Source organism: Bacillus sp. sid0103 (assembly GCF_019219025.1).
In genome coordinates, this window is sequence record NZ_JAHUWN010000021.1 from 48,278 (window position 1) to 74,434 (window position 26,157).

26 protein-coding genes, 1 pseudogene and 1 riboswitch are annotated in these 26,157 nt (G+C 39.4%); of the genes and pseudogenes, 5 read left to right on the forward strand and 22 right to left on the reverse strand.

Going from position 1 to position 26,157, the window contains the following annotated elements:
* Nucleotides 1–111: 111 nt before the first annotated feature.
* From KW850_RS33470 to KW850_RS21530, 5 genes are all read right to left on the reverse strand, one after another.
* Nucleotides 112–573, reverse strand: coding sequence for a PucR family transcriptional regulator (locus KW850_RS33470; RefSeq protein ID WP_256358379.1), 462 nt, complete (start codon nt 571–573; stop codon nt 112–114).
* A gap of 62 nt (nt 574–635) precedes the next feature.
* Nucleotides 636–1,625, reverse strand: a complete 990-nt coding sequence (locus tag KW850_RS33475) for a 4-vinyl reductase (protein WP_308128836.1) — start codon at nt 1,623–1,625, stop codon at nt 636–638.
* Nucleotides 1,613–1,990: a XylR N-terminal domain-containing protein gene (locus KW850_RS33480; protein WP_256358375.1), complete on the reverse strand. Its 378-nt coding sequence runs from the start codon at nt 1,988–1,990 to the stop codon at nt 1,613–1,615. Before KW850_RS33480 ends, KW850_RS33475 begins: the two co-directional genes overlap by 13 nt.
* Nucleotides 1,991–2,154: 164 nt before the next feature.
* Nucleotides 2,155–3,006, reverse strand: coding sequence for an alpha/beta hydrolase (locus KW850_RS21525; RefSeq protein ID WP_218349818.1), 852 nt, complete (start codon nt 3,004–3,006; stop codon nt 2,155–2,157).
* Nucleotides 3,007–3,163: 157 nt separating this feature from the next.
* On the reverse strand, nt 3,164–3,616 hold the full coding sequence (locus KW850_RS21530; protein ID WP_218349819.1) for an NUDIX hydrolase: 453 nt from the start codon (nt 3,614–3,616) through the stop codon (nt 3,164–3,166).
* A gap of 252 nt (nt 3,617–3,868) precedes the next feature.
* Here KW850_RS21530 and rlmN point away from each other — a divergent pair, with 252 nt between their 5' ends.
* Together rlmN and KW850_RS21540 are read left to right on the forward strand one after the other, a co-directional pair.
* Nucleotides 3,869–4,927: a dual-specificity RNA methyltransferase RlmN gene (rlmN, locus tag KW850_RS21535; protein WP_218349820.1), complete on the forward strand. Its 1,059-nt coding sequence runs from the start codon at nt 3,869–3,871 to the stop codon at nt 4,925–4,927.
* Between the two features lie 250 nt (nt 4,928–5,177).
* The gene (locus KW850_RS21540) at nt 5,178–5,384 is read left to right on the forward strand and encodes a hypothetical protein (RefSeq protein WP_218349821.1); all 207 of its coding nucleotides are present in this window, start codon (nt 5,178–5,180) and stop codon (nt 5,382–5,384) included.
* Between the two features lie 36 nt (nt 5,385–5,420).
* Here the strand turns inward: KW850_RS21540 and fabF are convergent, their stop codons facing one another.
* The 16 genes and pseudogenes from fabF to KW850_RS21620 form a co-directional block, all read right to left on the reverse strand.
* Complete coding sequence (fabF, locus tag KW850_RS21545; RefSeq protein ID WP_218349822.1) at nt 5,421–6,662, reverse strand: beta-ketoacyl-ACP synthase II; 1,242 nt, start codon at nt 6,660–6,662, stop codon at nt 5,421–5,423.
* 164 nt (nt 6,663–6,826) lie between these two features.
* Nucleotides 6,827–7,108, reverse strand: coding sequence for a phospholipase A2 family protein (locus tag KW850_RS21550; RefSeq protein ID WP_218349823.1), 282 nt, complete (start codon nt 7,106–7,108; stop codon nt 6,827–6,829).
* 454 nt (nt 7,109–7,562) lie between these two features.
* Nucleotides 7,563–8,531, reverse strand: coding sequence for a hypothetical protein (locus tag KW850_RS21555; RefSeq protein WP_218349824.1), 969 nt, complete (start codon nt 8,529–8,531; stop codon nt 7,563–7,565).
* A gap of 72 nt (nt 8,532–8,603) precedes the next feature.
* Nucleotides 8,604–9,584: a quinone oxidoreductase family protein gene (locus KW850_RS21560; RefSeq protein WP_218349825.1), complete on the reverse strand. Its 981-nt coding sequence runs from the start codon at nt 9,582–9,584 to the stop codon at nt 8,604–8,606.
* Nucleotides 9,585–10,159: 575 nt separating this feature from the next.
* A complete protein-coding gene (locus tag KW850_RS21565) occupies nt 10,160–10,543 on the reverse strand; it encodes a hypothetical protein (protein WP_218349826.1) in 384 nt (127 codons plus the stop codon).
* A 253-nt stretch (nt 10,544–10,796) separates the two neighbouring features.
* A pseudogene (locus KW850_RS21570) lies at nt 10,797–11,303 on the reverse strand (Na+ dependent nucleoside transporter N-terminal domain-containing protein); the annotation flags it as partial.
* A 156-nt stretch (nt 11,304–11,459) separates the two neighbouring features.
* A riboswitch (purine riboswitch) is annotated at nt 11,460–11,564 on the reverse strand.
* Nucleotides 11,565–11,743: 179 nt separating this feature from the next.
* The gene (locus tag KW850_RS21575; protein WP_218349827.1) at nt 11,744–12,529 is read right to left on the reverse strand and encodes a DeoR/GlpR family DNA-binding transcription regulator; all 786 of its coding nucleotides are present in this window, start codon (nt 12,527–12,529) and stop codon (nt 11,744–11,746) included.
* 324 nt (nt 12,530–12,853) lie between these two features.
* A complete protein-coding gene (locus KW850_RS21580; RefSeq protein WP_218349828.1) occupies nt 12,854–13,645 on the reverse strand; it encodes a triose-phosphate isomerase in 792 nt (263 codons plus the stop codon).
* 31 nt (nt 13,646–13,676) lie between these two features.
* Nucleotides 13,677–14,576 carry a sugar phosphate isomerase/epimerase family protein gene (locus KW850_RS21585; protein ID WP_218349829.1) on the reverse strand — a complete coding sequence of 300 codons (900 nt, stop codon included), beginning with the start codon at nt 14,574–14,576 and terminating at the stop codon, nt 13,677–13,679.
* 88 nt (nt 14,577–14,664) lie between these two features.
* Complete coding sequence (locus KW850_RS21590) at nt 14,665–15,477, reverse strand: class I fructose-bisphosphate aldolase (RefSeq protein WP_218349830.1); 813 nt, start codon at nt 15,475–15,477, stop codon at nt 14,665–14,667.
* A gap of 80 nt (nt 15,478–15,557) precedes the next feature.
* Complete coding sequence (locus KW850_RS21595; protein WP_218349831.1) at nt 15,558–16,481, reverse strand: dihydrodipicolinate synthase family protein; 924 nt, start codon at nt 16,479–16,481, stop codon at nt 15,558–15,560.
* A 41-nt stretch (nt 16,482–16,522) separates the two neighbouring features.
* Complete coding sequence (gene dhaL, locus KW850_RS21600; RefSeq protein ID WP_218349832.1) at nt 16,523–17,191, reverse strand: dihydroxyacetone kinase subunit DhaL; 669 nt, start codon at nt 17,189–17,191, stop codon at nt 16,523–16,525.
* Nucleotides 17,181–18,212: a dihydroxyacetone kinase subunit DhaK gene (locus tag KW850_RS21605; RefSeq protein ID WP_218349833.1), complete on the reverse strand. Its 1,032-nt coding sequence runs from the start codon at nt 18,210–18,212 to the stop codon at nt 17,181–17,183. Before KW850_RS21605 ends, dhaL begins: the two co-directional genes overlap by 11 nt.
* Nucleotides 18,213–18,418: 206 nt before the next feature.
* Nucleotides 18,419–19,738 carry an MFS transporter gene (locus KW850_RS21610; protein ID WP_218349834.1) on the reverse strand — a complete coding sequence of 440 codons (1,320 nt, stop codon included), beginning with the start codon at nt 19,736–19,738 and terminating at the stop codon, nt 18,419–18,421.
* 147 nt (nt 19,739–19,885) lie between these two features.
* Nucleotides 19,886–20,785 (reverse strand): sugar phosphate isomerase/epimerase family protein, encoded by a 900-nt coding sequence (locus KW850_RS21615; protein WP_218349835.1) that lies wholly within the window; start codon nt 20,783–20,785, stop codon nt 19,886–19,888.
* Nucleotides 20,785–21,612, reverse strand: coding sequence for a sugar phosphate isomerase/epimerase family protein (locus KW850_RS21620; protein ID WP_218349836.1), 828 nt, complete (start codon nt 21,610–21,612; stop codon nt 20,785–20,787). The genes KW850_RS21615 and KW850_RS21620 overlap by 1 nt, the downstream gene beginning before the upstream one ends.
* A 384-nt stretch (nt 21,613–21,996) precedes the next feature.
* Here KW850_RS21620 and rpiB point away from each other — a divergent pair, with 384 nt between their 5' ends.
* The 3 genes from rpiB to KW850_RS21635 all read left to right on the forward strand — a co-directional run bounded on the left by rpiB (nt 21,997) and on the right by KW850_RS21635 (nt 24,475).
* Nucleotides 21,997–22,461 (forward strand): ribose 5-phosphate isomerase B, encoded by a 465-nt coding sequence (gene rpiB / locus KW850_RS21625; protein ID WP_218349837.1) that lies wholly within the window; start codon nt 21,997–21,999, stop codon nt 22,459–22,461.
* Nucleotides 22,462–22,506: 45 nt separating this feature from the next.
* Nucleotides 22,507–23,472 (forward strand): class II fructose-bisphosphatase, encoded by a 966-nt coding sequence (glpX, locus tag KW850_RS21630; RefSeq protein ID WP_218349838.1) that lies wholly within the window; start codon nt 22,507–22,509, stop codon nt 23,470–23,472.
* A 220-nt stretch (nt 23,473–23,692) separates the two neighbouring features.
* On the forward strand, nt 23,693–24,475 hold the full coding sequence (locus tag KW850_RS21635; RefSeq protein ID WP_218349839.1) for a GNAT family N-acetyltransferase: 783 nt from the start codon (nt 23,693–23,695) through the stop codon (nt 24,473–24,475).
* Nucleotides 24,476–24,617: 142 nt separating this feature from the next.
* Here KW850_RS21635 and KW850_RS21640 read toward each other — a convergent pair whose 3' ends face one another.
* Entirely contained in the window at nt 24,618–25,970 is a 1,353-nt protein-coding gene (locus KW850_RS21640; RefSeq protein WP_218349840.1) for an alkaline phosphatase, read from the reverse strand.
* Between the last annotated feature and the right edge of the window lie 187 nt (nt 25,971–26,157).

Genomic DNA, 26,157 nt, shown 5'->3' on the forward strand with positions numbered 1-26,157 from the left:
CAAAAACTGTTCATGTTTTTCTTCAAAATTGTACATTTTTGTTCATTAGAAGGTTTAGTAACCAAAAAAAGACCAGCCAGATTTAGCTGGCTGATCGTCTCTATTATCTATTTAATCGAATTTTAGTTTTCCTAAGGCAATCAGTGATTTGATAATCAGTAATAATTGATACATTTCATTCGGGTCACGAAGGTCTTTTTCTAGTAAACTTTCAATCTTATTGATTCTGTGTCTTAATCCACTCATCGACAGCGACAGATCATTCATCGTCTGCTCGAGTTTTCCTCCATTTAACAAAAAGATGTATAAGGTTTTAAGTAATTCAACTATTTTTGGATTCTCCGTCTTATGTAAAGGCCCTAACTCCTGCTCTGCGATCATTTCGATCCCGGTTATATTTTTGGAGTTAATCAGTACCCCCACAATTCCTAATGAGTGAAATGAAACAATCTCCTTTTTGACGGCTAAACGTAAGGCAATCATAGCTTCCTCAAAACACTTTGATGCTTTATCAATTTGGTCACTGACATTACTGATGCCAAACTTAAAATCACCGTGCGGGTAATTGTGCATCAACTCACCATGAAATTCCTGCATCACATGATTGATGGTAGAATTTTTAAGGGTTTCGTTTGTTAGTAATAAGATGATATTGCCATCACGCTACCTGCTAATATACTCGGTCTTTTTCCATTGAAATAGCGAAATGTCGACTCAAAAATTTGTTCCTGTAATAGGAATTCTTCTTCAATTGAACTTTGCGTTTTCTTATATTCCATGACTGCTATATAAAAAGGCTGTCCCAGGTCTAGACCTGTATATTTTCCTCTGTTGATCATTTCACTTTCAGTCAGCTTTCCATCCAATATTTGTTCTAAAAAATTTCCTTTCATTCTCTCAAACGATTCAAACTTTGTCTTTTCATTTAATAGAATGAGAGAAACAGCATTGGCAAACCGATCAAGAAGCAGGTAATCTTCTTCATGCTGCTCCGTTTTTGCCCCTTCATAAATAAATGAACAATAGCCTAATACTTCTTTTTGGACAAGAATAGGTGTCATCAGCCTTTCCTGAAGGTCGGTTTTGATTATTTTTTTCCGAAATGGCAGTGGCTGTTTAGCTTTTATGAAAAACTGATCCTTTTTTTCATGGCCGTTAAGAAATTGTACGAACTCACTTTGCAGTTCCTCATACCTATCTTCCGACAACCCTGCATACGTAATGGTCCGATGATCTACTCCTTTAATAATAATCGGTAGTTGCAGGATGGATGAAACTTTATTGGCTATGGTCTGTAATTGACTTCCATTAATGATTTCTTCAGTTAATTTCTGTTGAAAATTAGCCAATCGAGTTACAACCGTTTTTTGTTCCAACAGTTGGTCATACGTATACTCCAGTTCCTTCAAAATGGGAGGAGCATTGTATTGCTGGAGATCACTGCCCGATTCTTTCTCCCAGTCGCTTTGTCTCTTAATAATCCAACGACACTCGGCATCCCCTTTCCCCACACAGGTAACCTCTTTTGCCAGAAGCTTTTCTCCGAATATCGTTGTCATAAAACCGCTCGCATAACCAATGAGAGTATGGCAGACCTGTTCCTTTGAAACTCCTAATTGTTTGATATGCTCATGGCTTCATAGGAATTCACCCAATTACCTGATGAAAAGAAAGACTTCAGGCTATCTTGGACATCGAGCTCATAGGTACATTCATGTTGAATCCCGCTAATATGACCATTCTCAATATGTCGAATTGGTCCAAATTTGATTAAATCTTCTAATGGTAAATCGGCTTTCATAGCGTCTTTCGCATCATTAACGCCCATTTCCCAACCATAGTGAAACAGAAACCCTTTAATTCTTTCTATCCCAATATTCTTGACCAGTTGTTGCCTGAGAATCCCAAAAGCCGAGGAGGATGTAATAATTTTCCGGCCATCAAAAACCACCTCAGGATTATGACTCTCATCAGAGATTTGAATTCTCATTCTAACACACCCTCATTTCATCGTTCATATATGTAAGTAGATAGTCATTAGACAAAATTAAGGCTAAGTGATAACTTTATCAAAAATGTAAACGCAATCATAATATAGTATAACAGAAACCTAGGGTTCCTGTTTTCTTCGAACAAATCCTCTTTTACCATCCTTTATCCAATCTCTTTGTATTGCTTTTTAACAATCTGTTGGTCTAACCATCCAAGTAAATCTCCTAAAAACTTCTCGTTTCCTACTTCATCAAAGGGACGATGCTTGGCCAGAGGATATTCATACAACTGTTTTTCCTTGGATGAAATCAGATGGAAAAATTGGTTCAGTTTTGTTGGCGGAGTAATTTTATCGTCAAGCCCGTATTGCAATAATAACGGCAATGTTAGTGATTGTGCCAGATTTTCTAAACGGGTTATTGCTTGGATCAATCCGCTTCCCAAGCCAGGCGTAACGATATTGTGACGTAAAGTGTCGGAATAATATTTCGCATGCTGTGCTGAGCTTTTCTTCACTAATCGGATTTTCCGAGCTTTATTGATACTGTAGTCTGGTTTAATTTTCCCCATAAGGGTTATACCTAATTGCTCAAACGGTTTCACTTCATAAGAAATAGCGGGGGATATCGCAATAATTCCTGAAATGCCGGTAGTATGGTCCAAGGCATAGTCGAGAGTCATCAATCCGCCAATGCTATGTCCCACAATATACAAAGGCAGATTAGGCTGATCAAGTGAAACAAGCTTACGGAACTCGTGTAAATCGCCTCTAAATTCATCCCAACTCCGGATAAATCCCCTTTTACCAGCACTTTTTCCATGACCGCGTAAATCAAAGGCATAAACTATATAATTATGGTTAACCAAACTGGTACTTAGATTCTGTAGCCCTCCGCTATGATCGCCATGTCCATGAACTAAAATAACCACCGCTTTTGGAGTTGTTAATGGTTCAATCACTCGGAAGAATAGTTCCGTTCCATTAACACCATTAAAGGTCCCTACTGTTGTCATTCCAAGTAATCCTCCTGTTGCAAACACTATTAATAATTATCTAAACTCCTTTTTAAGTTTAGAAAGCCTTTAAAGTTCATTTTATTATAAGGCTAGATGCCTTGTCACTGTTCGTACTCCCAAATGCCCTTTCGCGGGAATAAACTCCTCACTATGACTAGGCCATAATATTAGCAAATCGTTGTATCATCGTTTTGACCAATGGACTTGTATGTTCCGGTAACTCGTGTATTGGGAAAAATCCTGCATCAATCGTCTCTTTCCTATCAATTTGAATCGTGTGATTTTTAATATCTTTTGATAAATAGGCAATCGTGACTGGATAGAATTCATCACCATTTGGCAACTTTCGAAAATACTGTTTACCTGAAAAAACCTCAACTAATTGAAGTTGGCCAATTTCAACGCCTGTTTCTTCAAAAACTTCCCTTCTTCCAGCTTCCTCAACCGATTCCCCTAATTCTAATAGCCCGCCTGGAAGTCCCCAGACGCCTTCAGGTCTCTTTTGTAATAGAATTTTTCCTTTTTCATCAATAACAGCCACCACAGCACCTACTAAAATAAGTGGCTGGTTTCCAATAATAGCTCGCAACTCTTCCATATATCCCATTTGTATCCTCCCAAAAAATAATAGGGTGTCAGGCACTACCGATTGGTCAAGGATGGTCCCTGACACCTTTTTTGACAACCAATTATAGGTAACTTTTTATTATTCGTTTTTTCTTGGTATAATAGATAATGTTTTTAAATTTCTTTTGAGGTGTTTAATTCTATTTAAAGTCTTTTCACTACAAATATATAGCAATCTGAGTTGACAAGATAAATTTTAGGAAGTTTTATTGTTACGAAAAGAGGGGAAATCATGAGTAAACAGTCCATTTATGGATTAACGATAGATCAAATGGCAGCCTGGCTTGAAGAGCACGGTCAGAAGAAGTCGCGGGCACAACAAGTTTGGGAAAATCTTTATCGAAAGCGTGTCACAGCTTTCTCGGAAATGACGGGTGTAAATCAAGCATGTCTTCAATTACTATCAGACAACTTCGAGATCCAAACCCTACAGGAGCACATTAAGCAAGAATCAGCTGATGGCACGATTAAGTTTCTGTTTAAACTGCAAGATGGCAACTTAATTGAAACGGTTCTAATGCGTCAGAAATATGGTCTTTCTGTCTGTGTGACAACGCAAGTAGGCTGTAACATCGGCTGCAGTTTTTGCGCAAGTGGTTTATTAGCGAAAAGCCGGGATTTATCCAGTGGGGAAATTGTTGAGCAGATTATGAACGTACAACTCCATCTGGACAGCAAAGGTCAAGGAGAAACAGTCAGTCATGTGGTCGTGATGGGGATTGGTGAACCATTTGATAATTTTGAAAACCTATTAGACTTTATCAAGGTCATTAAAGATGATAAAGGGCTTGCGATTGCATCTAGACGTATCACCGTATCAACCAGCGGTCTCGCGGACAAGATTGTCGAGTTTACGAATACAGGTCTACAGGTAAACCTGGCCGTCTCCTTGCATGCGCCAAATAACGAACTTCGGACGCGTATTATGAAAATAAACCGTGCCATTCCTATTGAAAAATTAATGAGGGCGATGGAATATTACGTAAACGAAACAAACCGTCGGATAACCATTGAATATATTCTGTTGCGAGATGTAAATGATCATAAGCGGGAAGCCGAGCAACTTGCCGAACTCCTGCGTTCTCTAGGGCAGAAAGTCTATGTAAACTTAATTCCATATAATCCGGTCGATGAACATAGTCAATACCAAAGAAGTGAAACTGAATCGGTATTGTCATTTTATGATACGTTGAAAAAGGGCGGGATTAATTGCAAAATCCGTCAAGAACATGGAACAGATATTGATGCGGCGTGCGGACAGTTACGTAGCAAACAAATAAGAAAAGCGTAAGCACCGTAATTTCCTAAATAAAGAATTCAATAGACATAAGAGGACCGGGCAGCGATACCCGGTCTTTTTATGTCGAATCGAATTCCGACATTCTTCTCTCCATTTCCCGGGAAAAAATCCTTTTAATTGAAGGATTGATTATATTACTAATCAAACGTTTGGTTAGTAACGAATGATTGGGAAGCGTGTCGAAGAGTGATTAATAAACGAAGAAATGCCTTTTATCGACTTGTTTTTTTATAAGAAGGCTATGTTAAAGCTTATTGTTGATTTTGGCACCCTGTTGATCAACGTTCCAGGCGCGAAGACTCCTGCGGGAGGACGGTGCAGGGGAGACCCCGCAGGAGCGCAGCGACGAGGAGGCTCCCCGGACCGCCCACGAACCGCACGCGCCTGGAGCGGAAATCAACAGGCAAGGTTAACAGAGCCTATAAGAAAAATACAAAAAGGTATCTAATGATATTAGACACCTAGTTTTAACTGCTTGCTATCGTTACGCGTTAAATTTTTTAAAAATCAATGTGGCATTATGGCCGCCGAATCCTAATGAGTTGGATAAAACCACTTGAAGATCCTTCTTCTTTGCCACGTTAGGGACATAATCTAAATCAAGTTGTTCATCCGGTGTTTGATAATTGACGGTTGGCGGAATGATTCCTTCCTTGATGGCTAAAACAGAGAAAATGGCTTCAATAGCCCCTGTCGCTCCCAACAAATGACCGGTCATTGATTTGGTAGAACTGACCGATAATTGATAGGCATGTTGTTTAAAAACTTCTTTAATGGCTAATGTCTCATACAAATCATTATAATATGTGGATGTCCCATGAGCATTGATGTAATCAACCTGTTCAGGGGAAATATCCGCATCGTCTAATGCTAATTTCATTGCACGTCCCGCACCTTCTCCGTCTGCTGCAGGTGTGGTAATATGATGTGCATCACCTGTAGCTCCATATCCGATTAATTCTCCATATATGGTCGCACCACGGGCGATAGCGTGTTCTAATTCTTCTAGTACTACAATTCCTGCGCCTTCCCCTATAACAAATCCATCACGATTCTTATCAAAAGGCCGGCTCGCTGTTTTCGGATCTGGATTTTTTGAAAGGGCTGTCATATTAGAAAATCCGGCAACGGTCATCTCTGTAATCGTTGCTTCTGTTCCACCAGCAATCATCATATCAACATCCCCCTTTTGAATCACTCGGAATGCATCACCGATGGAATTGGCGCCTGAAGCACATGCCGTAACCGAACAATTGTTGATTCCTTTTGCTCCAAGTGCAATAGAAACTTGTCCAGCCGCCATGTCCGGGATAAACATGGGAATAATAAACGGATTGACCCTTCTTTGACCTTTTTCAATAAATTTCCGATGTTGTTCCTCGAACTCACCTAAACCGCCAATGCCGGATCCAATCCAAACACCAACCCGTTCAGGTTGAATATCCTCTCCGATTTGAATCCCTGCATCCTTTACAGCCATTTGACTCGCTGCCACAGCAAACTGGCTATAACGACCCATTCTTCTCGCTTCTTTTTTATCCATAAATTCTTCTGGTGCGAAGCCTTTTACTTCTGCTGCGATTTTGATATCCACTTTTTCTACATCAAATATGGTGGCAGGACCAATACCAGATACACCACTTTTAATTTGTTCCCATGTTGAATGAGCATCATTCCCCAAAGGAGTGACTGCTCCAATACCTGTAATCACTACTCTTCTACTCATCTAATGCTCTCTCCCACCCATTTATTAGGTACCTACATACGATTAGGAAAATCTATCCTCCATATAGTTTAACTAATTCAGAGCGGCAGGACAAATCAATATCGGACAATGATTAAATTTAGGTTGAGTTCGGGCATCCGTTTAGTGGGTTAACATTATAGCAACTATTTTGGGCAGGTGAACGTGGTTTTCAGTTTCATGAACCCGTACATTAAGCGTGCATTTCTACCTTTTTGCGTATGGGGATCTATTTTTGAGCTGAGGCATTTCATAAATTGCTTATCACAATAACATGGGGAATTACCTTGGCTCAAACAGCGATCATGATGGTAGCAGCAGTTATCAACATCATTAATGGGTCTACCCGGCCCGCTGCATCCTGGGCCGCACCACCGATAGCCTGGAAAAATACATAGCGGCAGCAGGCTCCCTTTCCTACGTTTCATTCATTTCACCTCCTGAGAGTTTATTACTATATTAATATGAAAAATTACAAAACCTGATTAGACTGGTATTCTAAATAGGGTGTTGACCCCAGTGTGTCAGTAGAGTATCTGCCATTCGTGTGTGAATGTAATAAACAAATGATTTGTTTTTAATTGCTGGAACATGGTTATCTAACAAGCTATGTTGGAATATAAATAAACAAATAGCTTTAACATTATTAAATTTTTCACTTGAAAGGGGAATCGATTCTTATGGATTTTTGCATTTCATGTGGGAGTGAATTGTCCAAGTATGAGAGGAATAGAAGTGAATGTTGGGAGTGCATGGATACGACCACTGAAGCTTATACAGAAGAGGAATAATTTATATTCGTAATAACTCTACTTTGAGAATAAAATTGGCCCCTTGTCCTTAATAAGGATAGGGGCCAGTGTATTTTTTTGAGCGTCGGTCTTATTGACTGGTATTGTAATCTAAACTTACATTGAAAAACATCTTCTTAAGTACATCCGAATACTTATTATAAAAACTCTGATTCATTGTGGCACTTAAATGAAATTCGATTTCACCATTAATGATGAGCCCATCAAAGGTCATTTCAGAACCATTATTTTCTTCTAATAAAAAAGCGTCAAAACCCGTGTTTGTTTTTATTTTTTTATAATTAGAAATGTCCCCCGCATACTCTTCCCTATAATTACTTCCAGAGGCAACTACCTCTGCATCATTTCCTTGATACAGCGCCCTTCCATCACCATTTGTTGGTTCAGGCCCTAAAACCCAGCCCTTTGGATAGTTAATCGTAAAACCAAATCTCCCGTTATGGTAGGTTTTCCAGCTAATTTGATTCTTTTTCCTTTCTGCTTCGATTCGTGCAGCTGCTGCAGCTTGCCTCTTTATTTCTTCAATTGCTGTTAATTCCAATCTATCTACTTCCTCTGAAAAAGTAGTTAATGCCTCTTTCGCCCCTTCATCTTGTTTTAATTCACTAATGAGTTTTTGAGCTTCCTTATACTTCTTTTCTCTAATTAGGAGTTTAATTGTTTCTACTTTTTCTGAGATTACATTAAATTGTGTCTTTCCTGCCTCTGCTGTTTCTAAATATTGCTTTATTTCCTTTTTAATGCTGCTCGATAAATTCTTTTCTTTGAGCAGGGTATTTCCTTTCGTTAAGGCTTCATCCCAATGTTTATTTTCTACACCTGCTTGAACTAGAGCCAGCGTTTGTAATGTTTGATAGATTTGCTTTGCCTCTTTATCATTTGGTTTTTCCTCTAATGCTAGTTCAAAAAGGCCGAGCGCTTTCTCATTCTCCCCTTTTGCCAATGCCAATTTTCCTTGTTCAAGGGCTTTATCGTATGTGTCATTACCGCATCCAGCTAACAGAATGCTTGAAAAAACGATTATCAATAGTTTTCTCATATTTGTCTCTCCTATATTAGTGTCCTAAACGGTCTTCATATTTTCGAAAGATGCCAGTCATCTGATGTAAGTTTAATTAGTTACATCCAACAACACTTTTCCTTTGCTTAGACGGCTTTCTATTAATACGTGGGCTAAGGCCGCATCTTTCAATGGGAAGGTATGCCCGATTTTTATTTGTAAACTTCCATTTGCTAGATATTTGAAAACATGTTGTGCAGTGTCTTCTAGTATTTGCGGATTAAGCCTTCTTGTTGTACCTAGGCTAAATCCGAGGATAGAACGACAGCTGGAATGTAATTCGCTCGTTTTAAAATTTCCCGCAATACCACTGGAATTCCCAAAATGAACTAAGCGTCCATATAGGGCAAGGCATTCTAGACTTTTTTCCGAAACCCACCCAGCAACTGAATCGAGAATTATATTGACCCCTTTGCCATCTGTCAACTCATTTACTTGTGTGGCGAAATCTTCTGTTTCATAGCAAATGACATGATCCGCCCCTGCCTCCAAAGCAACCGCTGCCTTGACTTCATTTCCAACTGTTCCAATCACTTTCCCGGCACCTAGTAGCTTTGCTAATTGAATGGCGGTTGTGCCCACTCCTCCTGCAGCCGAATGGATGAGGACTGTTTCGCCTTTCTCGATTCTCGCAATGTCAGCAAGAAGTTTGTAAGCTAGAAAAGAAACGGTCGGACATGCAGCTGCCGTTTCAAACCCGATATGATCTGGAATGGCAAAAGTAAGGGTTTCCTCTGCGACGATATATTCGGCATAGGAGCCGTTTGCAGGGAAGGCGACCACTCTTTGTCCAACCTTAAAACGTTGAACCTCCGAACCGACACTTTCGATAACCCCCGCAGCATCCAATCCCGGAACAAACGGAACCTTTCCGCCGCCCTTTTTACCGTACCTTGTTTTAATATCCACAAAATTCACACTAGTCTTTTCAACCTTTATTAATACCTGTGAAGGTTTAATACTTGGAATCTCAATATCTGTATACTTAAGAACCTCAGGACCCCCGAATTGCGTCGCGATAATTGCTTTCACCATTTTCCCTCCCTTTTTAGATATCCATGGCAGATTGCCTCGTTTTAGAAATATTTTACTATTATTATAATATAAGTAAATCAGTGGTAGGAATAGTAAGAGTCTATTAAACCTCATTGGAGTTACTTTTTAATTGAATACTCGGGGTTGTTTGAATGCTGGGTGGGGGATTAGGGACGGGGGTATCTGAAATTAGCCTTGGCTGGTCTGAGTGCGACGGGGATTCGGACAACTTTTACTGAAATAAGCCATAGGTTGTCTGAATGCGTGGCCTTCTCGGACAGCTTTTACTGAAATTGGACTTCGGGTGTCCGAATGTGAGGCTTATTCGGACAGCATACACTGGAAATCCCTCAAAGTTGTCGGAATCCGAACCCCATTCTGACAGCACCAACAGAATTTCCCCCATCCTGGTCCGAATCACACACAAATTCCCCCCCAAAAAAAAACTGCATAAAAAAAGAATGGCTTGGAGAAGACTTCGAACCATTCTTACGTGTATTTTACTTCGTTTTCTTATGCGAATTGTCTTGTGACCGATATTGAGATTCTCCATTTAAGAGATTTCAGATGTTTTAATGCTCTCGCTTTGATACGGATAATTCTTTTATTTTTCCAACCCAATCCTTAAAAGTCCCAAATTCGCTTGAAGCGAATCCGAAGTGCGTCTTAATAATGTGGACAAATTCGCTTTCATGATCGTGGAAAACTCCATCTGAATAGATGAGCTGGAAGATTTCGGTTAAGACAATATATTTGGAGCGTTCACTTTTAAATTCATTTAAAATGTCCTCTAAGGAGAGACCTCTTAATTTATAATCCTCCAATTCCATTTCCCTTTGATATCGTTTTAATAAGGAATTTTCATATATCGATAATTTGCCATCAATTCTGGCTAGCAGTGCAGCCAGTTCCAGAAATGCAATTTTCTCCTCTTGTTCTAGTTCTTCTAAGAACATTACATACCTCTCCTTTTTATCTTTGTATTATTTATACGAAAATAGTCCCATTTGGTTTCAGTTTTTTCCGAAAGATAAAAGGCTAACAAAGCTACCGTTCGCCTTTTACAGTAAATAGATCACGTTGTTTTCCGTTCTTTGTTACGAAATTGCATTCGTGTAAGAAGTACCACGCTCTTTTACCAAACAAATAATCCCACACCAATCATCAAGAGCTTCCAGACATTTTTTCCAATAATACTCGATTTTTCTTCCCAAACGTAAGCAGGCGATGTTCTTTTAATACCGAGAGCTGCTGCCGGATAACGTCCAGTGCTTCTGTATTTCCAAGAAACATCATTTGAATCCAGAAGAAACTCTCAAGCTTTGGCAACCCTGATATTTTCGAAATCAGCCAGCCCACTTTATCAATAATCCATGTTAAGATTCCGAAATACGTTAGAATATCAAAGAACGTGATAATAAAGATAATTGGCATTAACACACTAAAAAAGAAATCCACCTGCTCATTTGCCATAACGGAAGGGAATACAAATGAGGTCCCTTCATTTGCACAAGCAATTAACCAATTAAAGAACGATGCTATTTTATTTATCATCCAAGACCCAATCTTTGTCGATAACATAAACCATGTGATCAGTAATTCTACGACCAGCAATGTTACAATGGATTTCCATTTCACCCTTCTTTTATTAGGAGAGCAAAAGTATATTAAGACTATCATTACTATTAGACCTAGTACATTAAACAAAAAGTACACGTGATCAACTCCTTTGGTATATAATTTTTTGTATAGAAAAAAATCCTTACCTTTTCACACCTTCCACCACAGGACAGAAAGCATGAAAAAGTAAGGACTGCTTTAATAAACAGGGTACAATCATCCAAGTAACTCTTAAAACTGGAACAATAATACGATTCTTTCATACTCCCTTGTAGTCCGGCATTTTTAACGGCTGCCAGGTAGAAACTATCAGACCACGCTCACTGATATTATACAAGGAACTTTATTTCACAAATATTTAAGGAATAGAAGCACTCAATCTAAATTAGTTTATAGATGACTTCAATAGATTCTGTTAATGTTCTAATAATTTTACTTATAGCATTATTAAGGATATTTCAGACTCAAAAAACAAGTGCAGTTTCGACGCCCTTGTCTTTTCCTCATCCTTTATCGCCCTACTCAACGTCTGTACCCTATTCCGCAATCTCCAGTTCAATCCGATTGGCCGCGAAGAAGTCGCTTATTTCTTCAGAAACAGGCTCATCGGTAATAAATAAGTCGATTTCATTTGGACGTGCAAAGGTTGCAATCGAACTTTTATCTACTTTACTATGATCTAGCAAGGCAATGACTTTATTCGCAACGGAAACCATGACCTTTTTTAATTCCACTTCATATAAGCTGAAATCAGATAGGCCATCTCGAATATTAAAAGCATAGGCTGAAGTAAATAAAAGGTCGATATTGATTTTTCTTAACAGCTCTTCTCCCAATAACCCTTCGACTGAATTGGAAGAATTTCTAACGATCCCGCCAATGATAATGACTGTTAAATATGGATTTTCTTTGAGCATGGCCGCTGTAGCGATTCCACTCGTGACGACGGTTAACTTCATTTTTGTCTCACTTAAATATTTTGCGAGTTCAAAACAGGTCGTACTAGCATCTAGAAGGATGCATTGCCCTTCTTGTATATATTTAAGCGCTCTATTACCAATTCTTTGTTTTTCCGCACGGAATTTTTTTTCACGAATTTCATAATTTTTCTCGAGTTGATCTGTTTCTTTATTGGTATCTTCCATTTTCAGCATCGCTCCGCCATGCGTACGAAGAAGCAGACCTTGTTTTTCCATTTGATTTAAATCAGATCGAATGGTAGCTGCAGAAATATTAAGTAAACTGGTCAAATCATTTACAGTTACTACTCCTTTTTCTGTCAGTAATTCTATAATTAAATTTCTGCGTTGATCTGCAAACATAGTTTCACCCTTTCATTTATTTTCGAAAATTTACTAAACGTTCTCCCAAAATAATATTAATACCCCTATTATATAGGTGATTGGCTAAAAAGTCCTGTATAATCGTTGATTATGTTAAAATATTTATTTATTTCTTTTAATTCCATTTTCACTTCATTTTGTTTTGTTTTACTTCACCGCGGCAAACCGCTAGAATTTGACAATGAAAGAAAATGGAAATTCAGGATTACACAACAAAACGACCTCTAAAATAGGAAAAAAAAGTCCCCTCCGAAGTAGAGAGAGAAGGCTTCGCTTCTTGGTTCTACTAAAGAGGAGATTCGATCATAAGACTTGACTTGCTTTGCTTTCTAGATGTGATTCAAGCTGCTGTAGAATGTCTTGGAAACTATTAATATTCCAAGCTGCTCTGCCAATAAAGAGGCCATTCACATTTTTTAAATCGATGTATTCAAGAAAATTATCATGATTTACACTACCACCGTACAAAATCGGAATTTCGCTGCCCACTTCCGCAAATAGCACCTCCAACGTATCCCGAAGAAAGTCATGGATGTCGGCAACGTAGGCTGCATCGGCAGGGATTCCTTGCTCGCCAATTGCCCATACAGGTTCATAGGCAATCAGAACCTCTTTGGCCTGTTCCTTTGATAAGCCCTGCAAGCAAACTTTCAGTTGTGCCGCCAAGGTCTCTTTCGATATCTGCTGTTTCTTCTGATTGATGTTTTCGCCAATGCAAATCAGTGGTTTCATCGAATATCTTAAGGCGGCATGGACTTTTTTATTGATCGCCGCATCCGTTTCATTAAAATATTGCCTTCGTTCCGAATGGCCAAGTTCAATCATATCAATGCCAATTTCAGCTAACATTCGTGGCGAAATCTCACCGGTATAGGCACCACTATCTTCCCAATGCATGTTTTGTGCCCCCAAATAAATGTCGGTACCAGTCGTTAGCTCCTTAATGGGCACAAGCGATGTATGGGAAGGAATAATAAATAATTGCAGGTTCGACGAGTTCGCTTCTGAAATCTGTCTGAGTCCTTTCGTGAAGTCAATTCCTTCTGCGATTGTCTTTGTCATCTTCCAATTGGTCCCTATCCAAATCTTATTCATATCATAACCCCCCTCTCACTTGTTCAGTCAATCATCTACTAGCTACTAAACTTAATGCCTTTTCCAAAATTGACCGTACCGTTGTTTCGTTCGCTTGGTAATTCTCTTTATCCTTTCCTCTCACTTCAACAGCAACACGTAGACCATGCTCGGATTGGAGACTTAGTTCGTCAGCTTTACGTAAAATATCACTTATCTTCTCAATCGTTAAGAACCCAGGTTCCCCGATTGGCATATGGAAATCCCCATATAATTCACTATTCGGATCGACTACTGCATTAGAAAAATGAATTTGGTGGATCTTTGCTTTGGCTAGTTCTAATGCCTCCGAAATGTCTTCCTTATTTAAAGCAGCATGCGCTGTATCAAAGGCTAAACCAATATTGCTGTATTTTTTTGCCACACTTGAAAGCAATTCGACGGTATCAACCATCGGTCCAATCAGACGTTTTTTATGGGCAAAACGATCAAGATGTTCGACCAAAACATTCATATTATATTTGCTGGCTTCCTCGCAAATATCGCACAAGGCTTCATAAAATCCTTCCATTGCCTCTAGTCGTCGTTCTGGACCAGGGTCTGGTCCTGGGACAAAAGCAATATTGCCAGCCCCGCATTCTGCCGCAAAGTAAATATTTTCTTTAATCTGACGAACGGATTCTGAACGCAATTGTGAATCCAAAGAAGAAACATCGAGGTTATTTTTATCTATTAAAAAAGTTAACCATTGTGTCAGCTGGAAGTTATATTGTTTCTTTAAGGCCAAGATGCTCTTACGCTCCTGTTGATCTTGTCCATCTGCAATTTCAAATGAACGATAGAATCCTTCAGCAGCCATTTGTTCAAGCAATTTGACCGTAAAACCTTTTTCTTGTTGCATCGGAAAATATATTTCAGGTACAAGCAGGGATGGAATAAACCGTGTACTCATTTTACATTTCTCCTTTACCGATTGGTTTTCAAATGATTTTTCCTCATGCAGCCTCATGATCTGCTAAATCGAATCTAGCTATTAAACCTTAAGCTCGCAGCAAGGCAAAGCTAGATTGATAGATTTGGTAAGCTTCATCTGCTGTCCCATTTTGGTGAATGATCTTATTTAACCCAGCCACGACACCAATAGGATTTTCATCTAATGTAATATTCCGGCCAACGGCCACACCTTTAGCCCCCACATCCATGCAATGCTTCACATATGTAAAGTAATCAAGGATGTTATCCGTTTTTGGCCCCCCTAATACAAGAACCGGACGCTTGGCCGCTTCAATAATTCTCACATCTTCTTGAACACCCGTCAGTCGTGTTTTAATAATATCCGCGCCTAGTTCTGTCCCAATCCGTGCCGCTGCCGCAATCTTATCTATTTGATTGGATTCCGGACTTGTCACATGGTAGCTGTACGGTAACGTTTCACACATATACGGGACATTCCATTGATCCGCCGATTTAGCAAGATCCCAGGCCATTTTATGTGAGGCCGCTTCTCCATCCCCGCCAGGGAAAGTCATCGAAATAACACTATCTGCCCCAAGCTTTAGTGCGTCTTCAACTGAGAGAAGGTCGGTGGTTTGAGGAATCTGTGCATCAAATACACTAGTAGAGACGTCAGCACGCACAATCAAGCCTATGTCAGTAAAGGACTCAGCATACAGTTTCGCCATTCCGTATGTAACAATTACAGCATTAAGTCCGTTATCAATCAGCTTTGGCAACAGAGCAATCGTTTGATCAATTCCCGCCGTTTTACTAGAAAAATAATATCCATCCAACGCCAGCGTAATCGATTTTCCATCATTCGAAAAAATCCGCGACATCCTTCTTGTTTTGGGCATATATTGTGCACCTTCCTTGATATTTGTTTATCGAACCCTTGTAAAAAAGACCTCACGGTGGAGATCTTTTCGTTTAAAAATTATTTGACTGCCGCACTTTCTAACAAGTCAGCTTGAACAAGAATCTTTTTAAGTTTCTCAATCTTATCAGCACTTAACGGACGAGCTGGTGCAAGAACGTTTGTGGAAATGTCCAGTCCCCTCAATTTCATGGCTTCTTTTACGACACTGACAAAAGGTGAATCTAGTTTGTACATAGTCGGCATAAGAGCGATGCGTTTATGTAATTCTACTGCTTCATCAAAACGCTTCTCTTGGAATGCCTTGTACACACCAATCCCTAGTTCAGGAGCGAAATTGACAGAGGCGCTAATGGCACCGTCTCCCCCTAGACTCAATGTTGGGAATAAATGATCATCAAAACCGGCGAAAACGACAAAATCAGGATGTTTGCCTTTAACAGTTAAAATCATATCGCGAATATGTGAAACGTTTTCAACTGTTTCCTTAATTCCGACGATATTATCATGTTTATCCACCAATTTAAGGACGAATTCCGGACTCAAATCCTGTCCTGACATAGTAGGGAAATTGTAAAGTAGAATTGGCAAGTGAACAGAGTTGGCAATCTCACTATAATGAGCAAATAAATTTTCCTCGGTCAAAGACCAATAGTAAGGGTTGATGACCACAACCGCATCTGCTCCTACTGATTCCGCATGTTGGCTGAGCAGAACGACTTCACGTGTATTCGTACTGCCCGTACCAATTAAGACAGGTACCCTGCCGTTCACATATTCCGTTGTAAACGAAGCTACTTCCTTACGTTCCTCCACTGACATTTGTGAAAACTCGCCACCCGTACCAAGAAAGAACAATCCATCCACACCTGAATCTATTAAAAAATCAATAACGGTTGCCATTCCCTTTTTATCAAGTTCTCCTTGTTCATTAAAAATGATCGATACTGGCGGGATAATTCCCTGAATTTTTTTGGTTGTCATTACATTTTCCTCCTGTTCATTTAAATGATCACAAATCTTCTTTATTGTTGAGCTGCAGCTTTCTCGACCCATTCTCTCATGGATTTAAACATGATCCAGACAGTCGTTGCCCCAGCATCTTGGTGGCCGATTGCTCGTTCTCCAAGCGACTTTGCTCTACCAAACTTCGCGACATATTCCTTCGACTTCTCTACGCCGATGGCTGCACATTTCTCAGCGGCGACAAGCCCTTCTAGTAAACTTTGATTTGCTTCGACACTTTGTTTGATTCCACGGGCGGCAGGCTCAAGTGCATCAATCATCGTTTTATCTCCTAATTCTGCCTTCCCGCGTTCCTTAATAGATTTTACTGAGCCTTCAAGAATTTGTGCCAATAACGACAAGGTCAATTCCTCCTGTTGAACAAGCCCCTTAACACCACCAGTAAACAATGTGCCAAAAATAACACCAGACGCTCCGCCCATGTTCGCAATCATTGACATCCCAATCGTTTTAAAGACCTCATTGATCGTCGTAAACTCTTTTAGGTTTAAGTTTTCTTCTGCTTTGGTAAAACCAACCGACATGCCAATCCCGTGATCTCCATCACCGATAGCGCTATCAATTTTCGTTAAGAACGGCTTATTCTCGCGGACTTGTTCGCCAACATATAGGAACATTTCCTTTACTTGTGCGGCAGTCAACTTCACTTCTTGGATACTATTTGGCATAAACGCTCCCTCCAATACTTGTAGGTACCAATCCTTTTTTGTAATACGGTGAATCAGCTGGTGCATTATATAAATCTTTTAATTCATCATCTAACTTCAGTAAAGTAATCGAAAATCCAGCCATTTCTTGTGTTGTACAATAGCTATTAACATCCATGTCATAAGCGACTATCTCTTTTTCTTCTAAAATTTGCGCTACTCTGCGGTTAACGATTAATAGTTCCATTAATGTCGTGGACCCAAGGCCATTCACTAGTACCGCCACTTCTTCACCAGGTACAATATTGCTTTCCGCTAACAATTTCTCCATCAACTTATCGGTTAACTCGTCAGCAGGCATCATTTTTCTACGTTCCATTCCTGGTTCCCCGTGGATGCCCATGCCAACCTCAATTTCATCATCACCAAGTGTGTATGGAGGCTCAGTCGCACCGGGAATGGATCCAGGAGCTAAGGCAACACCAATTGAGAATGTTTGATCATTTGCTTTTTGGGTTACTTGGGTGACTTCTTCTAATGACAGTCCTTTTTCTGCCGCTGCACCCGCAATCTTGACGACGAAAATATCGCCGGCAATTCCTCTGCGATCTCCTTTTCGTTCTACAGGAGCAGATGCCACGTCATCGGTAACGAGGACGGTTTTCGTTTGAATATCTTCCATTTCTAGTAATTCTTCTGCCATACCGAAGTTTAAAACATCACCAGAATAATTTCCGTAGATAAAGAGAACACCCTTACCGGAATCCACCACTTTAGCTACTTCAAACACATTCGTTGGCGGCGGTGCTGCAAAAACATTCCCCAGTGTGACACCATCAGCAAGTCCTTCCCCAATTAACCCTAAGAACAAAGGCTCGTGGCCGCTGCCGCCGCCAGTCACGATCGCCACCTTATCTTTACGATTTCGACGAATGATTCCGTTTACATTTTCAACTTTTTGATACGTGCTTTTATAAGCAGCTAAGAAGCCTTCGATGGTTTCTTCTACTACGCGTTCGGGTTGGTTAATAATTTTCTTCAAACTAAACTCCCCTTTCTATTAAAAACAAAGCTCAATATATTTTCGTTTATTTTTATTTATTTTCATTTATAATCATAACTCTCATGTTTTATTGTGTCAATTTTCATTTTATTAAAAATAGATAAAATTTTCCCTCTCTTTTCGACAAAATTCAACCATTTCATGATAAAAAATAAGAGGGCTACAATTTGCAGCCCTCTTATTTTTTATGCTTCTTTAGCTGGTTTAATTGGTTCTTTTACAATAAACCAATAGAAGAAGGCAGCAAACCCAGCAATGACACCGCCAGAAATAAATGCTAAGGAATAAGAACCTGTTGTATCTAAAATAATACCAGTTACTAATGGTGCAAATGCCCCGCCAAAGTAACCGCCGAAGTTTTGGATTGCACCGACAGATCCAACCATAGCCGGAGGTGCTACGTCACCAGACAACGCCCAAGCGCTGCCAGTAATCGCGGAAACAACACAAAGTGCTAACGTCATCAAGGTAATTGTAATCGCTAATCCATGTACAAATGGAAGAAGGATGACAAAAGCAGCAGCTAGAAGCGCACTCACCGCAATCAGACCACGTTTCGCGTTAATCGGAGAGCAAATTTTCTTATCCGCTAATGCCTTTGTGATGTAACCGCCGCCTAAGTTACCTACAATCCCGCCTAGATAAGGAATCGCTGCATAAAAACCAAGTTCTTTAAAAGAAATATTTTGTGTGTTTAATAGATATAAGGGCAAGAATGTAAGGAAAATATTCCAGATCCAAATCGTACAGAAGAAACCAAGGATCATCCCCCAAACGCTTCTATACTTAAATAGCTCTCTCCATTTAATATTGGTAGATTCCACAGTATCGGTGCTTGCGCCGCCTTCAGCCTTAATATAGTCATATTCTTCTTTGGAAAGGAGCTTACTTTGATCCGGTGTTTTGTAGAATTTCATAAATAAAAGGATAAAGACAATACCAATAGCACCAGTAATGAAGAATAGTGCACGCCATCCAAACGCTACCTGAATCGCAACAAGAATAGGAGGAGCGATGGCCGGACCAACTTTTGAGGATGCATCCCAAAACCCTGTTGCTAGTCCTCGTTCACTCTTAGGGAACCATTGAGAAGTAATCTTAGCATTAGAAGGCATACATGGTGCTTCTCCGACCCCAAGCAAGAACCTCGCTCCAATTAAGGTGAGCATCTTGTTACATGCACCGGTTAAAGCGGTTGCAATACTCCACCAAAGAACAGCAATCGAATAAATTCGCTTCGCTCCGAATTTATCAATTAACCAGCCGGAAGGAAGCTGCATACAAGCGTACGTCCAGGAAAAAATAGTACCTAAAAGTCCAATATGCGTCATATTTAAATCCAATTCCTTAATCATCGCAGGGGCTGCAATCGAGAGGTTTGTTCGGTCTAGATAGTTAATGATCCCACCGATTAATAGCCAAATAACGACGGTCCAACGGAAATTCTTCTTCGTTTTCGCTGTCTTGACCGGAAAATCCGTCTGAAGCGCTTGTTCTGTTTTCATATTATTCCTCCTATACCTAATTTTTTTATTGTTTCTTTAAATTTTCCAGATAGCGCTTTCATGGATGCTTAAAAATCTATCCAAATCTTATTTAGGAAGAAATGGATAGTCATATAAAAATTTAACTTGCTATGAACAAACAGGAGCTTATTTACTTCCGACTAGATGCATCGCACTTTCTAGAGCAGCTCTAATCGTTCTCTCATTTGCAAAATAATCATTCTTGTCTCTACCTTGTACCTCAACTGCTACAGGTAAACCTTTTTCAGACCGGATGCCAAGCTCATCAGCTTTTTGCAAAATACGAGACATCTTTTCGATTGTTAAAAAGCCTGGTTCGCCGATTGGCATATGGTTATCACCATATAAAGGGCTCTCTGGATCTAAGACCACATTCGCAAAATGCAGACGGTCCATTGTTGATTTTGCTAATTCTAATGATTTAAAAATATCTTCACCGTTAAGTGCCACATGTGCTGTATCAAAGACGAGACCAACATTCGAATATTTTTCCTTCACCTTCGAAATGATTGGAACGGCTTCACTTGTGAGACCTAATACTCGCTTTTTATGCACTTCGCGATCCATCGCTTCTATCGATACATGCATATTAAACGTGGCCGCTTCCTCGCAGATCTCACATAGACTTTCATAAAAAGCCTCTAGTCCCTGCTTGCGGAACGAAACACCTGGATCAGGACCAGGGACAAATGCAACCGTAGAAACTCCACACTCCGCTGCCAAATATAAGCTTTCTTTAATCTGTTTAACGGTTTTTTCTCTTAAACTAGTATCTAGTGAGGATACATTTAGATCCGTCTGATACGTTAAGAATGTTAACCACTGCAGGATCGATAAGTTATTTTGTTCTTTTGCTTGTAAAATTCTTTTTCGATCCTCTTGGTCATACCCATGCCCGATTTCAAACGAACGGTAAAAGCCTTGGGACCCCAAATTTTCTACTACACTCGCGGCGAAACCCTTTTCATCTTTTACCGGGAAAAACACTTCAGTGACGAGCAGCGATGGTATGATTCGGTTACTCATTAAATTCTTACTCCGTTAATAATAGGCTTTAATTTTTCATCTACATATTTACTAATATCATAGATACATTGATCAGCATTTGTTTTCGTTTCTTCTGTTTCTTCCTCGACCATAATCCAGCCATCATAGCCATAATCAACTAACGATTGGACAATCGCAGGGAAATCAATATCACCTGTACCCATCTTTTTCCACTCGAAACTTTTCGAGCAATCTTTAAAATGAACATGTTTGATAATTGGTAAATACTTTTTAACTACTTCGACTGGATCCATTCCACCTGCTGCAATATGGCCAACATCAGGTGTATAAGCTACATATCTTGTATCTAATTCTTCAAATAGAAGATTATAATCGCTTTCCGTTCTAAAATAAGAAGTTGCTGGAGAATGTGGATGGAATACTGCAACGACGCCGTTTTCAACAGCACGTTTACTAACGGCATTCACGCAACTAATAATCTCTCGTTGTCTTTTTAATAGATTGTCGCGATTTGGACCAACTCGTACAGGTAGGTTTAATTTTGAATTTGGGAAGTGTTTTAAATAGTTAATATAATAATCAGCCCGTTGTTTCTCTTCTTCGGATTCTGTGTCACTTTCCCAGCTGAATGGTAAGGTGATGGCTGCCAACTCAAGATCCAGACTATCAAGTTTCTCTTTTAGTTTCTCAGGCGCTTCATTATATTTCCCCAATAAAGCATACTGAACGTCAATCCCCTTGAACCCAGCTTTCTTAACCGTATCCATCATATGATCTAAGCAGTCCACTTTTTCATCATAATCGAGTACCCATGTTGATCCGTGACAACCAAACTTAATCGTCATTTGCGATTTCCCCCTTTTATAAAATTGAACTACTTTTAGCTGCGGAATTTTTCAATCCTTAGCAAACGCTTGCAAAAATCATTTAGCAAACAAGTTGTTTCTCTATTTAGAATGTTATCATTTGTTTTTGTTTTGTCAATTGTTTTTCCATAAATTTATTTTATTTGAAAACAAACGAAAGAAAAAAACTATAAACGGAGTAATAATTCAACTATCTAACTATTTTTTATGTTTTCTTCATATAATATTCCTATTACACTCAAAAGAAGCGATTACAAAAATTATTTATTTATTTTCGTTAATTTTCGTTTGGAGAGAAATTTATTGACATAAACGAAAATAAATGAAAGAATATGGATAATTAAATTAATTGGAGTGATAATTGTGAAAATTGGAATTGGTTCTGATCACAATGCTTTTCAAATGAAAGAAGAAGTAAAATTATATATTACTAGCTTAGGGCATGAAGTGATCGATTATGGCTGTTATTCCGAAGATGAATTCGATTATCCTGCCGTGGCTTTTAATGTCGCAACTGACATAACAGTTAACAAATTAGAACGCGGGATTCTCTTTTGCGGAACAGGGATCGGTATGTCGATCGCAGCCAATAAAGTGCCAGGGATTCGTTCGGCGCAATGCCATGATGTTTTTTCAGCAGAACGCGCTCAGCTTAGCAACAACGCCCAAATCATGACCATCGGAGCAAAGGTTATTGGAGAAGAGCTAGCCAAAAAAGTAGTTGCAGCCTATCTAAGCGTTTCCTTCCAAGGCGGTAATTCCGCCAGAAAAATTGATCAAATCATGGAGAAAGAAAAGGAATATCTACTTAACGGTTCATGCTGTTAATCTAGTTCCAATAGACGGATTAGCCAATAAGAGGAGGAAAATACCATGCAAACAAAAAGTGGATCCTGTTCTCTCGGTTTAGTGATGGACTTTCTTGCAGTCTCACAACAAGCAGCGATTGCCGCTTATCCATGGATCGGCAAGGGGGATAAAATCGTGGCTGATGGGGCTGGCACGAATGCGATGCGAAACCGCATGAACCTAATTGATATGCAAGGATGTATTGTCATCGGTGAAGGTGAAATGGATGAAGCCCCAATGCTATACATTAATGAAAAGCTCGGAACCGGAAATGGTCCTCTTGTTGATATCGCTGTCGACCCTGTCGAAGGAACAACACTCATGTCGAAGGGTCAAGAAAATTCACTTGCCGTTATTGCTGTTGCTGAGCGAGGAAGCCTATTACATGCCCCAGATATGTACATGAAAAAGATAGCAGTCGGCCCGAAAGCAAAAGGGTATATCAATATCGAATTACCATTAACGGAAAACATGAAAGCTGTAGCAATCGCACTTGGAAAAGAAGTTAAGAATTTAACGGTCATGATGCAGGATCGGCCGCGTCATCAAGAGTTAATGAATGAGGTGCTTGCCGCTGGTGCCCGTTTGAAGTTGTTTTCCGATGTTGATATTACTGGCGCAATTGGAACTGCTATCGAAGAAATTGATGTGGATATATTAGTCGGAACGGGTGGTGCCCCAGAAGGAGTCATTGCAGCCACTGCGTTAAAATGCCTCGGAGGGGACTTCCAGGCAAAACTCATTCCCCAAGATGAGAATGAATTGAATCGTTGTATTCATATGGGAATAAGGGATCCTGAAAAGCCGTTAACTTTAGACGAGATTGTCAAAACAGATGACTGTTTCTTCGTCGCAACCGGTATCACCGATGGAATGCTGCTAAATGGAGTAAAGAAAAAAGAAAATGGGGCGATGCTTACCCACTCTTTCATTACCATTGGTGGAGAAATGAAACATTCACAATTTACCCATGCAGCTTTTTACCAATGACCTTATTAGTTAATCCGATATAAAAACAAGGGATACTGTTATTTGACAGTATCCCTTGTTTTACAACATCGATATATTCTTTTTGTTTTCCGGCAAATCATTCAACTAAGTTAATATTTTTATCCCATAATTTATACAAAGAAATACAAATTTGTTATATTTTATTGTATTGTAGTTAAACAGAGTCTTAATGGATTTATATAAAAGGGGAGAAATTGATATGATTAGAAAGCTTACGGACCAAGATCATCACCAGGTTCTCGCATTTTTAAGTGAGGAACCATCTATTAATCTTTTTATCATTGGGGATATTGAGGCCTTCGGGTATTCTTCAGAGTCACAAGAACTTTGGGCCGAGTTTGATGAACAGGACACGATTAATGCCGTACTTCTTAGGTTCCATCAATCATTTATCCCATATGCAAAAGGAGAATTTGATACAAACGGTTTTGTATCCATTATGAAAAGGTACAGCCAGCCCATTCTCCTATCCGGAAAATCAGATATCGTAGCGAAATTTGAAGCTTATGATGAGTTACAGCTTGGAAAGAAGCAAGTGACTTATTTTGCTGAATGCCGTACCGATGAATGCCTGTCTCCCGACGATGTCGTATATAAAAAGGCAAGTATCGAGGATGTCGATCAAATCATAGAACTCCGCCATTCAATTGAGGAATTTCATGTTAGAAGTGATGCCCGCGACGTATTGGTACAGTCAATGGAGGCTAATACATCAAGAACCTATTTTACAGAGGACAATGGTGTCATGACTGCTTGTGTTTCAACCGCAGCGGAAAATTCAATGTCGGCAATGATTGTAGGAGTCTGCACTAAGAAGGAGTACCGCCGGCAAGGACTCGCCTCATCTATTATGCAAAAGGTCGTTCAAGATGTCTTAAATGAAGGAAAAACTCTTTGCCTGTTTTATGATAACCCAGAAGCTGGCAGAATATATAAGCGACTTGGCTTTAAGGATATTGGAATGTGGACTATGCACCGTTGATTTTTCTAAAACAGCGGGACCACTTAGTTTTAGTTAAAGAATACAATAAAGCGCATCCACAATGGCGAACAGTGGCAGTTACTGTTCGCTTTCTTAAAGGAATGGCGCTCTCGCAAAATTAATGGTTAATTCTATTATTTGGTTAATCCATAATCTGAAACAAAATCTTTGCAATATCACTGTTTTCCATTCTGCCCCTAAACAAATGACTATTTTGCCCATAAGCATAAATGGGAACATCCTCACCTGTGTGTCCTTTTGTTGTCCACCCCGTACTGGAATAGTGGTTGATGATATTAATTAGGGCTTGCCTTGTATCCTCTTCTTCCATTTCTAACGTTAATTGAATGATTTTCAAGTCCTCTTCATGAAGCGGAAAGGGGATGTGCTTCTTTAAGGTTGTCATTTCTTTTGTTTCGTGCAATCGTCTGGCAATGACAGCCGGTGTTGAGGTAATCGATTTAATGACACTGGGGTTCCATTTATAGTTACCATTTCGATCAATGCTCATTCCGCCAGTCGAGTGATCAGCTGTAGCCACAACAATCGTATCCTCTCGATTGATTGCGAACTGAATTCCTGCTTTAAACGCTGCTTCAAAGTCTTTAACCTCACTCATTACCCCTACGATATCATTGTCATGCCCTGCCCAATCAATTTGACTTCCTTCTACTAAAAGAAAAAAACCCTTTGGATTGTGCTTTAAGCGTTGAAGGGCGGCTTTCGTCATTTGGGAAAGTGAAGGAACAGTAGGATCTCGGTCAATCTTTTTCGGCAATTCAATCGGTGCAAATAAGCCTATCACTTGCTCATTTTTATTCGTGACAAGCTCTTGAAAATTGGTTACATAACCAAAATGATTTTGAACAAACTCTTCTATTAAATTTCGGTCATTTCGTATGAAATATGAAGTTCCTCCCCCGAGCATCACATCTATCTTATGATTCCCTTCGATACGTTCGTCCAGATAATCATCAGCAATTTGATCATACTGTTCTCTAGATTCCATATGGGCGGCAAACGCTGCCAGGGTAGCGTGATTAATCTGACTTGTTCCTACGAGTCCAGTAGATTTGCCGCGAAATTTAGCTAATTCTAAAATAGTTGGAACAGCCTGTTTATCAAGGTTTAGACCAAGGGCACCATTATAAGTTTTATAACCCGTCGATAAAGCCGTCCCTGCTGCTGCAGAATCTGTGATATTACTTACTCTATCTAAAGAATAGGTAGATTGGGAACCGACAAAGCATTGGTCAAATATTGTGGGGTTCATTAATCCTTTTTGAGAATCATGGTTGAAGTAGCGAAGACCAGTTGTATAGGAAAAACCCATTCCATCGCCGATTAGTAAGATTACATTTTTTACTTTCTTCGTTCCGTTATAGTTCATAAGAGGATGGAATGCATTCAGTTTATTATATTGTTGCTCGACATTGGAATTTAACAAAGCATACAACACCTTTCTTTTTAACGGACTAATCATACTTGCAACCATTTCCTATCCCATTCCCTTTTATAACATAAAAAAGGGCTAACTAATCAGGTCATACAATAGTTTTACAAAAATCCTAAAAATTCTTAATAATCACCTTAGTCTTTTAGCTATACAAAATCTTTACATTTTTTTAACAGTACCTCTAGAAGTATAGAACTCTATATCTAATACAATGAAAGGAGAATGT

Bases quoted from the DNA above. Each gene is read 5' to 3' on its own strand.
- KW850_RS33470 (WP_256358379.1), bottom strand. From the start codon at position 573: ATGCACAATTACCCGCACGGTGATTTTAAGTTTGGCATCAGTAATGTC.
- KW850_RS33480 (WP_256358375.1), bottom strand. From the start codon at position 1,990: ATGAGAATTCAAATCTCTGATGAGAGTCATAATCCTGAGGTGGTTTTT.
- KW850_RS21525 (WP_218349818.1), bottom strand. From the start codon at position 3,006: ATGACAACAGTAGGGACCTTTAATGGTGTTAATGGAACGGAACTATTC.
- KW850_RS21530 (WP_218349819.1), bottom strand. From the start codon at position 3,616: ATGGGATATATGGAAGAGTTGCGAGCTATTATTGGAAACCAGCCACTT.
- rlmN (WP_218349820.1), top strand. From the start codon at position 3,869: ATGAGTAAACAGTCCATTTATGGATTAACGATAGATCAAATGGCAGCC.
- KW850_RS21540 (WP_218349821.1), top strand. From the start codon at position 5,178: ATGTTAAAGCTTATTGTTGATTTTGGCACCCTGTTGATCAACGTTCCA.
- fabF (WP_218349822.1), bottom strand. From the start codon at position 6,662: ATGAGTAGAAGAGTAGTGATTACAGGTATTGGAGCAGTCACTCCTTTG.
- KW850_RS21550 (WP_218349823.1), bottom strand. From the start codon at position 7,108: ATGAAACGTAGGAAAGGGAGCCTGCTGCCGCTATGTATTTTTCCAGGC.
- KW850_RS21555 (WP_218349824.1), bottom strand. From the start codon at position 8,531: ATGAGAAAACTATTGATAATCGTTTTTTCAAGCATTCTGTTAGCTGGA.
- KW850_RS21565 (WP_218349826.1), bottom strand. From the start codon at position 10,543: ATGTTCTTAGAAGAACTAGAACAAGAGGAGAAAATTGCATTTCTGGAA.
- KW850_RS21575 (WP_218349827.1), bottom strand. From the start codon at position 12,529: ATGTTTGCAGATCAACGCAGAAATTTAATTATAGAATTACTGACAGAA.
- KW850_RS21580 (WP_218349828.1), bottom strand. From the start codon at position 13,645: ATGAATAAGATTTGGATAGGGACCAATTGGAAGATGACAAAGACAATC.
- KW850_RS21585 (WP_218349829.1), bottom strand. From the start codon at position 14,576: ATGAGTACACGGTTTATTCCATCCCTGCTTGTACCTGAAATATATTTT.
- KW850_RS21590 (WP_218349830.1), bottom strand. From the start codon at position 15,477: ATGCCCAAAACAAGAAGGATGTCGCGGATTTTTTCGAATGATGGAAAA.
- KW850_RS21595 (WP_218349831.1), bottom strand. From the start codon at position 16,481: ATGACAACCAAAAAAATTCAGGGAATTATCCCGCCAGTATCGATCATT.
- dhaL (WP_218349832.1), bottom strand. From the start codon at position 17,191: ATGCCAAATAGTATCCAAGAAGTGAAGTTGACTGCCGCACAAGTAAAG.
- KW850_RS21610 (WP_218349834.1), bottom strand. From the start codon at position 19,738: ATGAAAACAGAACAAGCGCTTCAGACGGATTTTCCGGTCAAGACAGCG.
- KW850_RS21615 (WP_218349835.1), bottom strand. From the start codon at position 20,785: ATGAGTAACCGAATCATACCATCGCTGCTCGTCACTGAAGTGTTTTTC.
- KW850_RS21620 (WP_218349836.1), bottom strand. From the start codon at position 21,612: ATGACGATTAAGTTTGGTTGTCACGGATCAACATGGGTACTCGATTAT.
- glpX (WP_218349838.1), top strand. From the start codon at position 22,507: ATGCAAACAAAAAGTGGATCCTGTTCTCTCGGTTTAGTGATGGACTTT.
- KW850_RS21635 (WP_218349839.1), top strand. From the start codon at position 23,693: ATGATTAGAAAGCTTACGGACCAAGATCATCACCAGGTTCTCGCATTT.
- KW850_RS21640 (WP_218349840.1), bottom strand. From the start codon at position 25,970: ATGGTTGCAAGTATGATTAGTCCGTTAAAAAGAAAGGTGTTGTATGCT.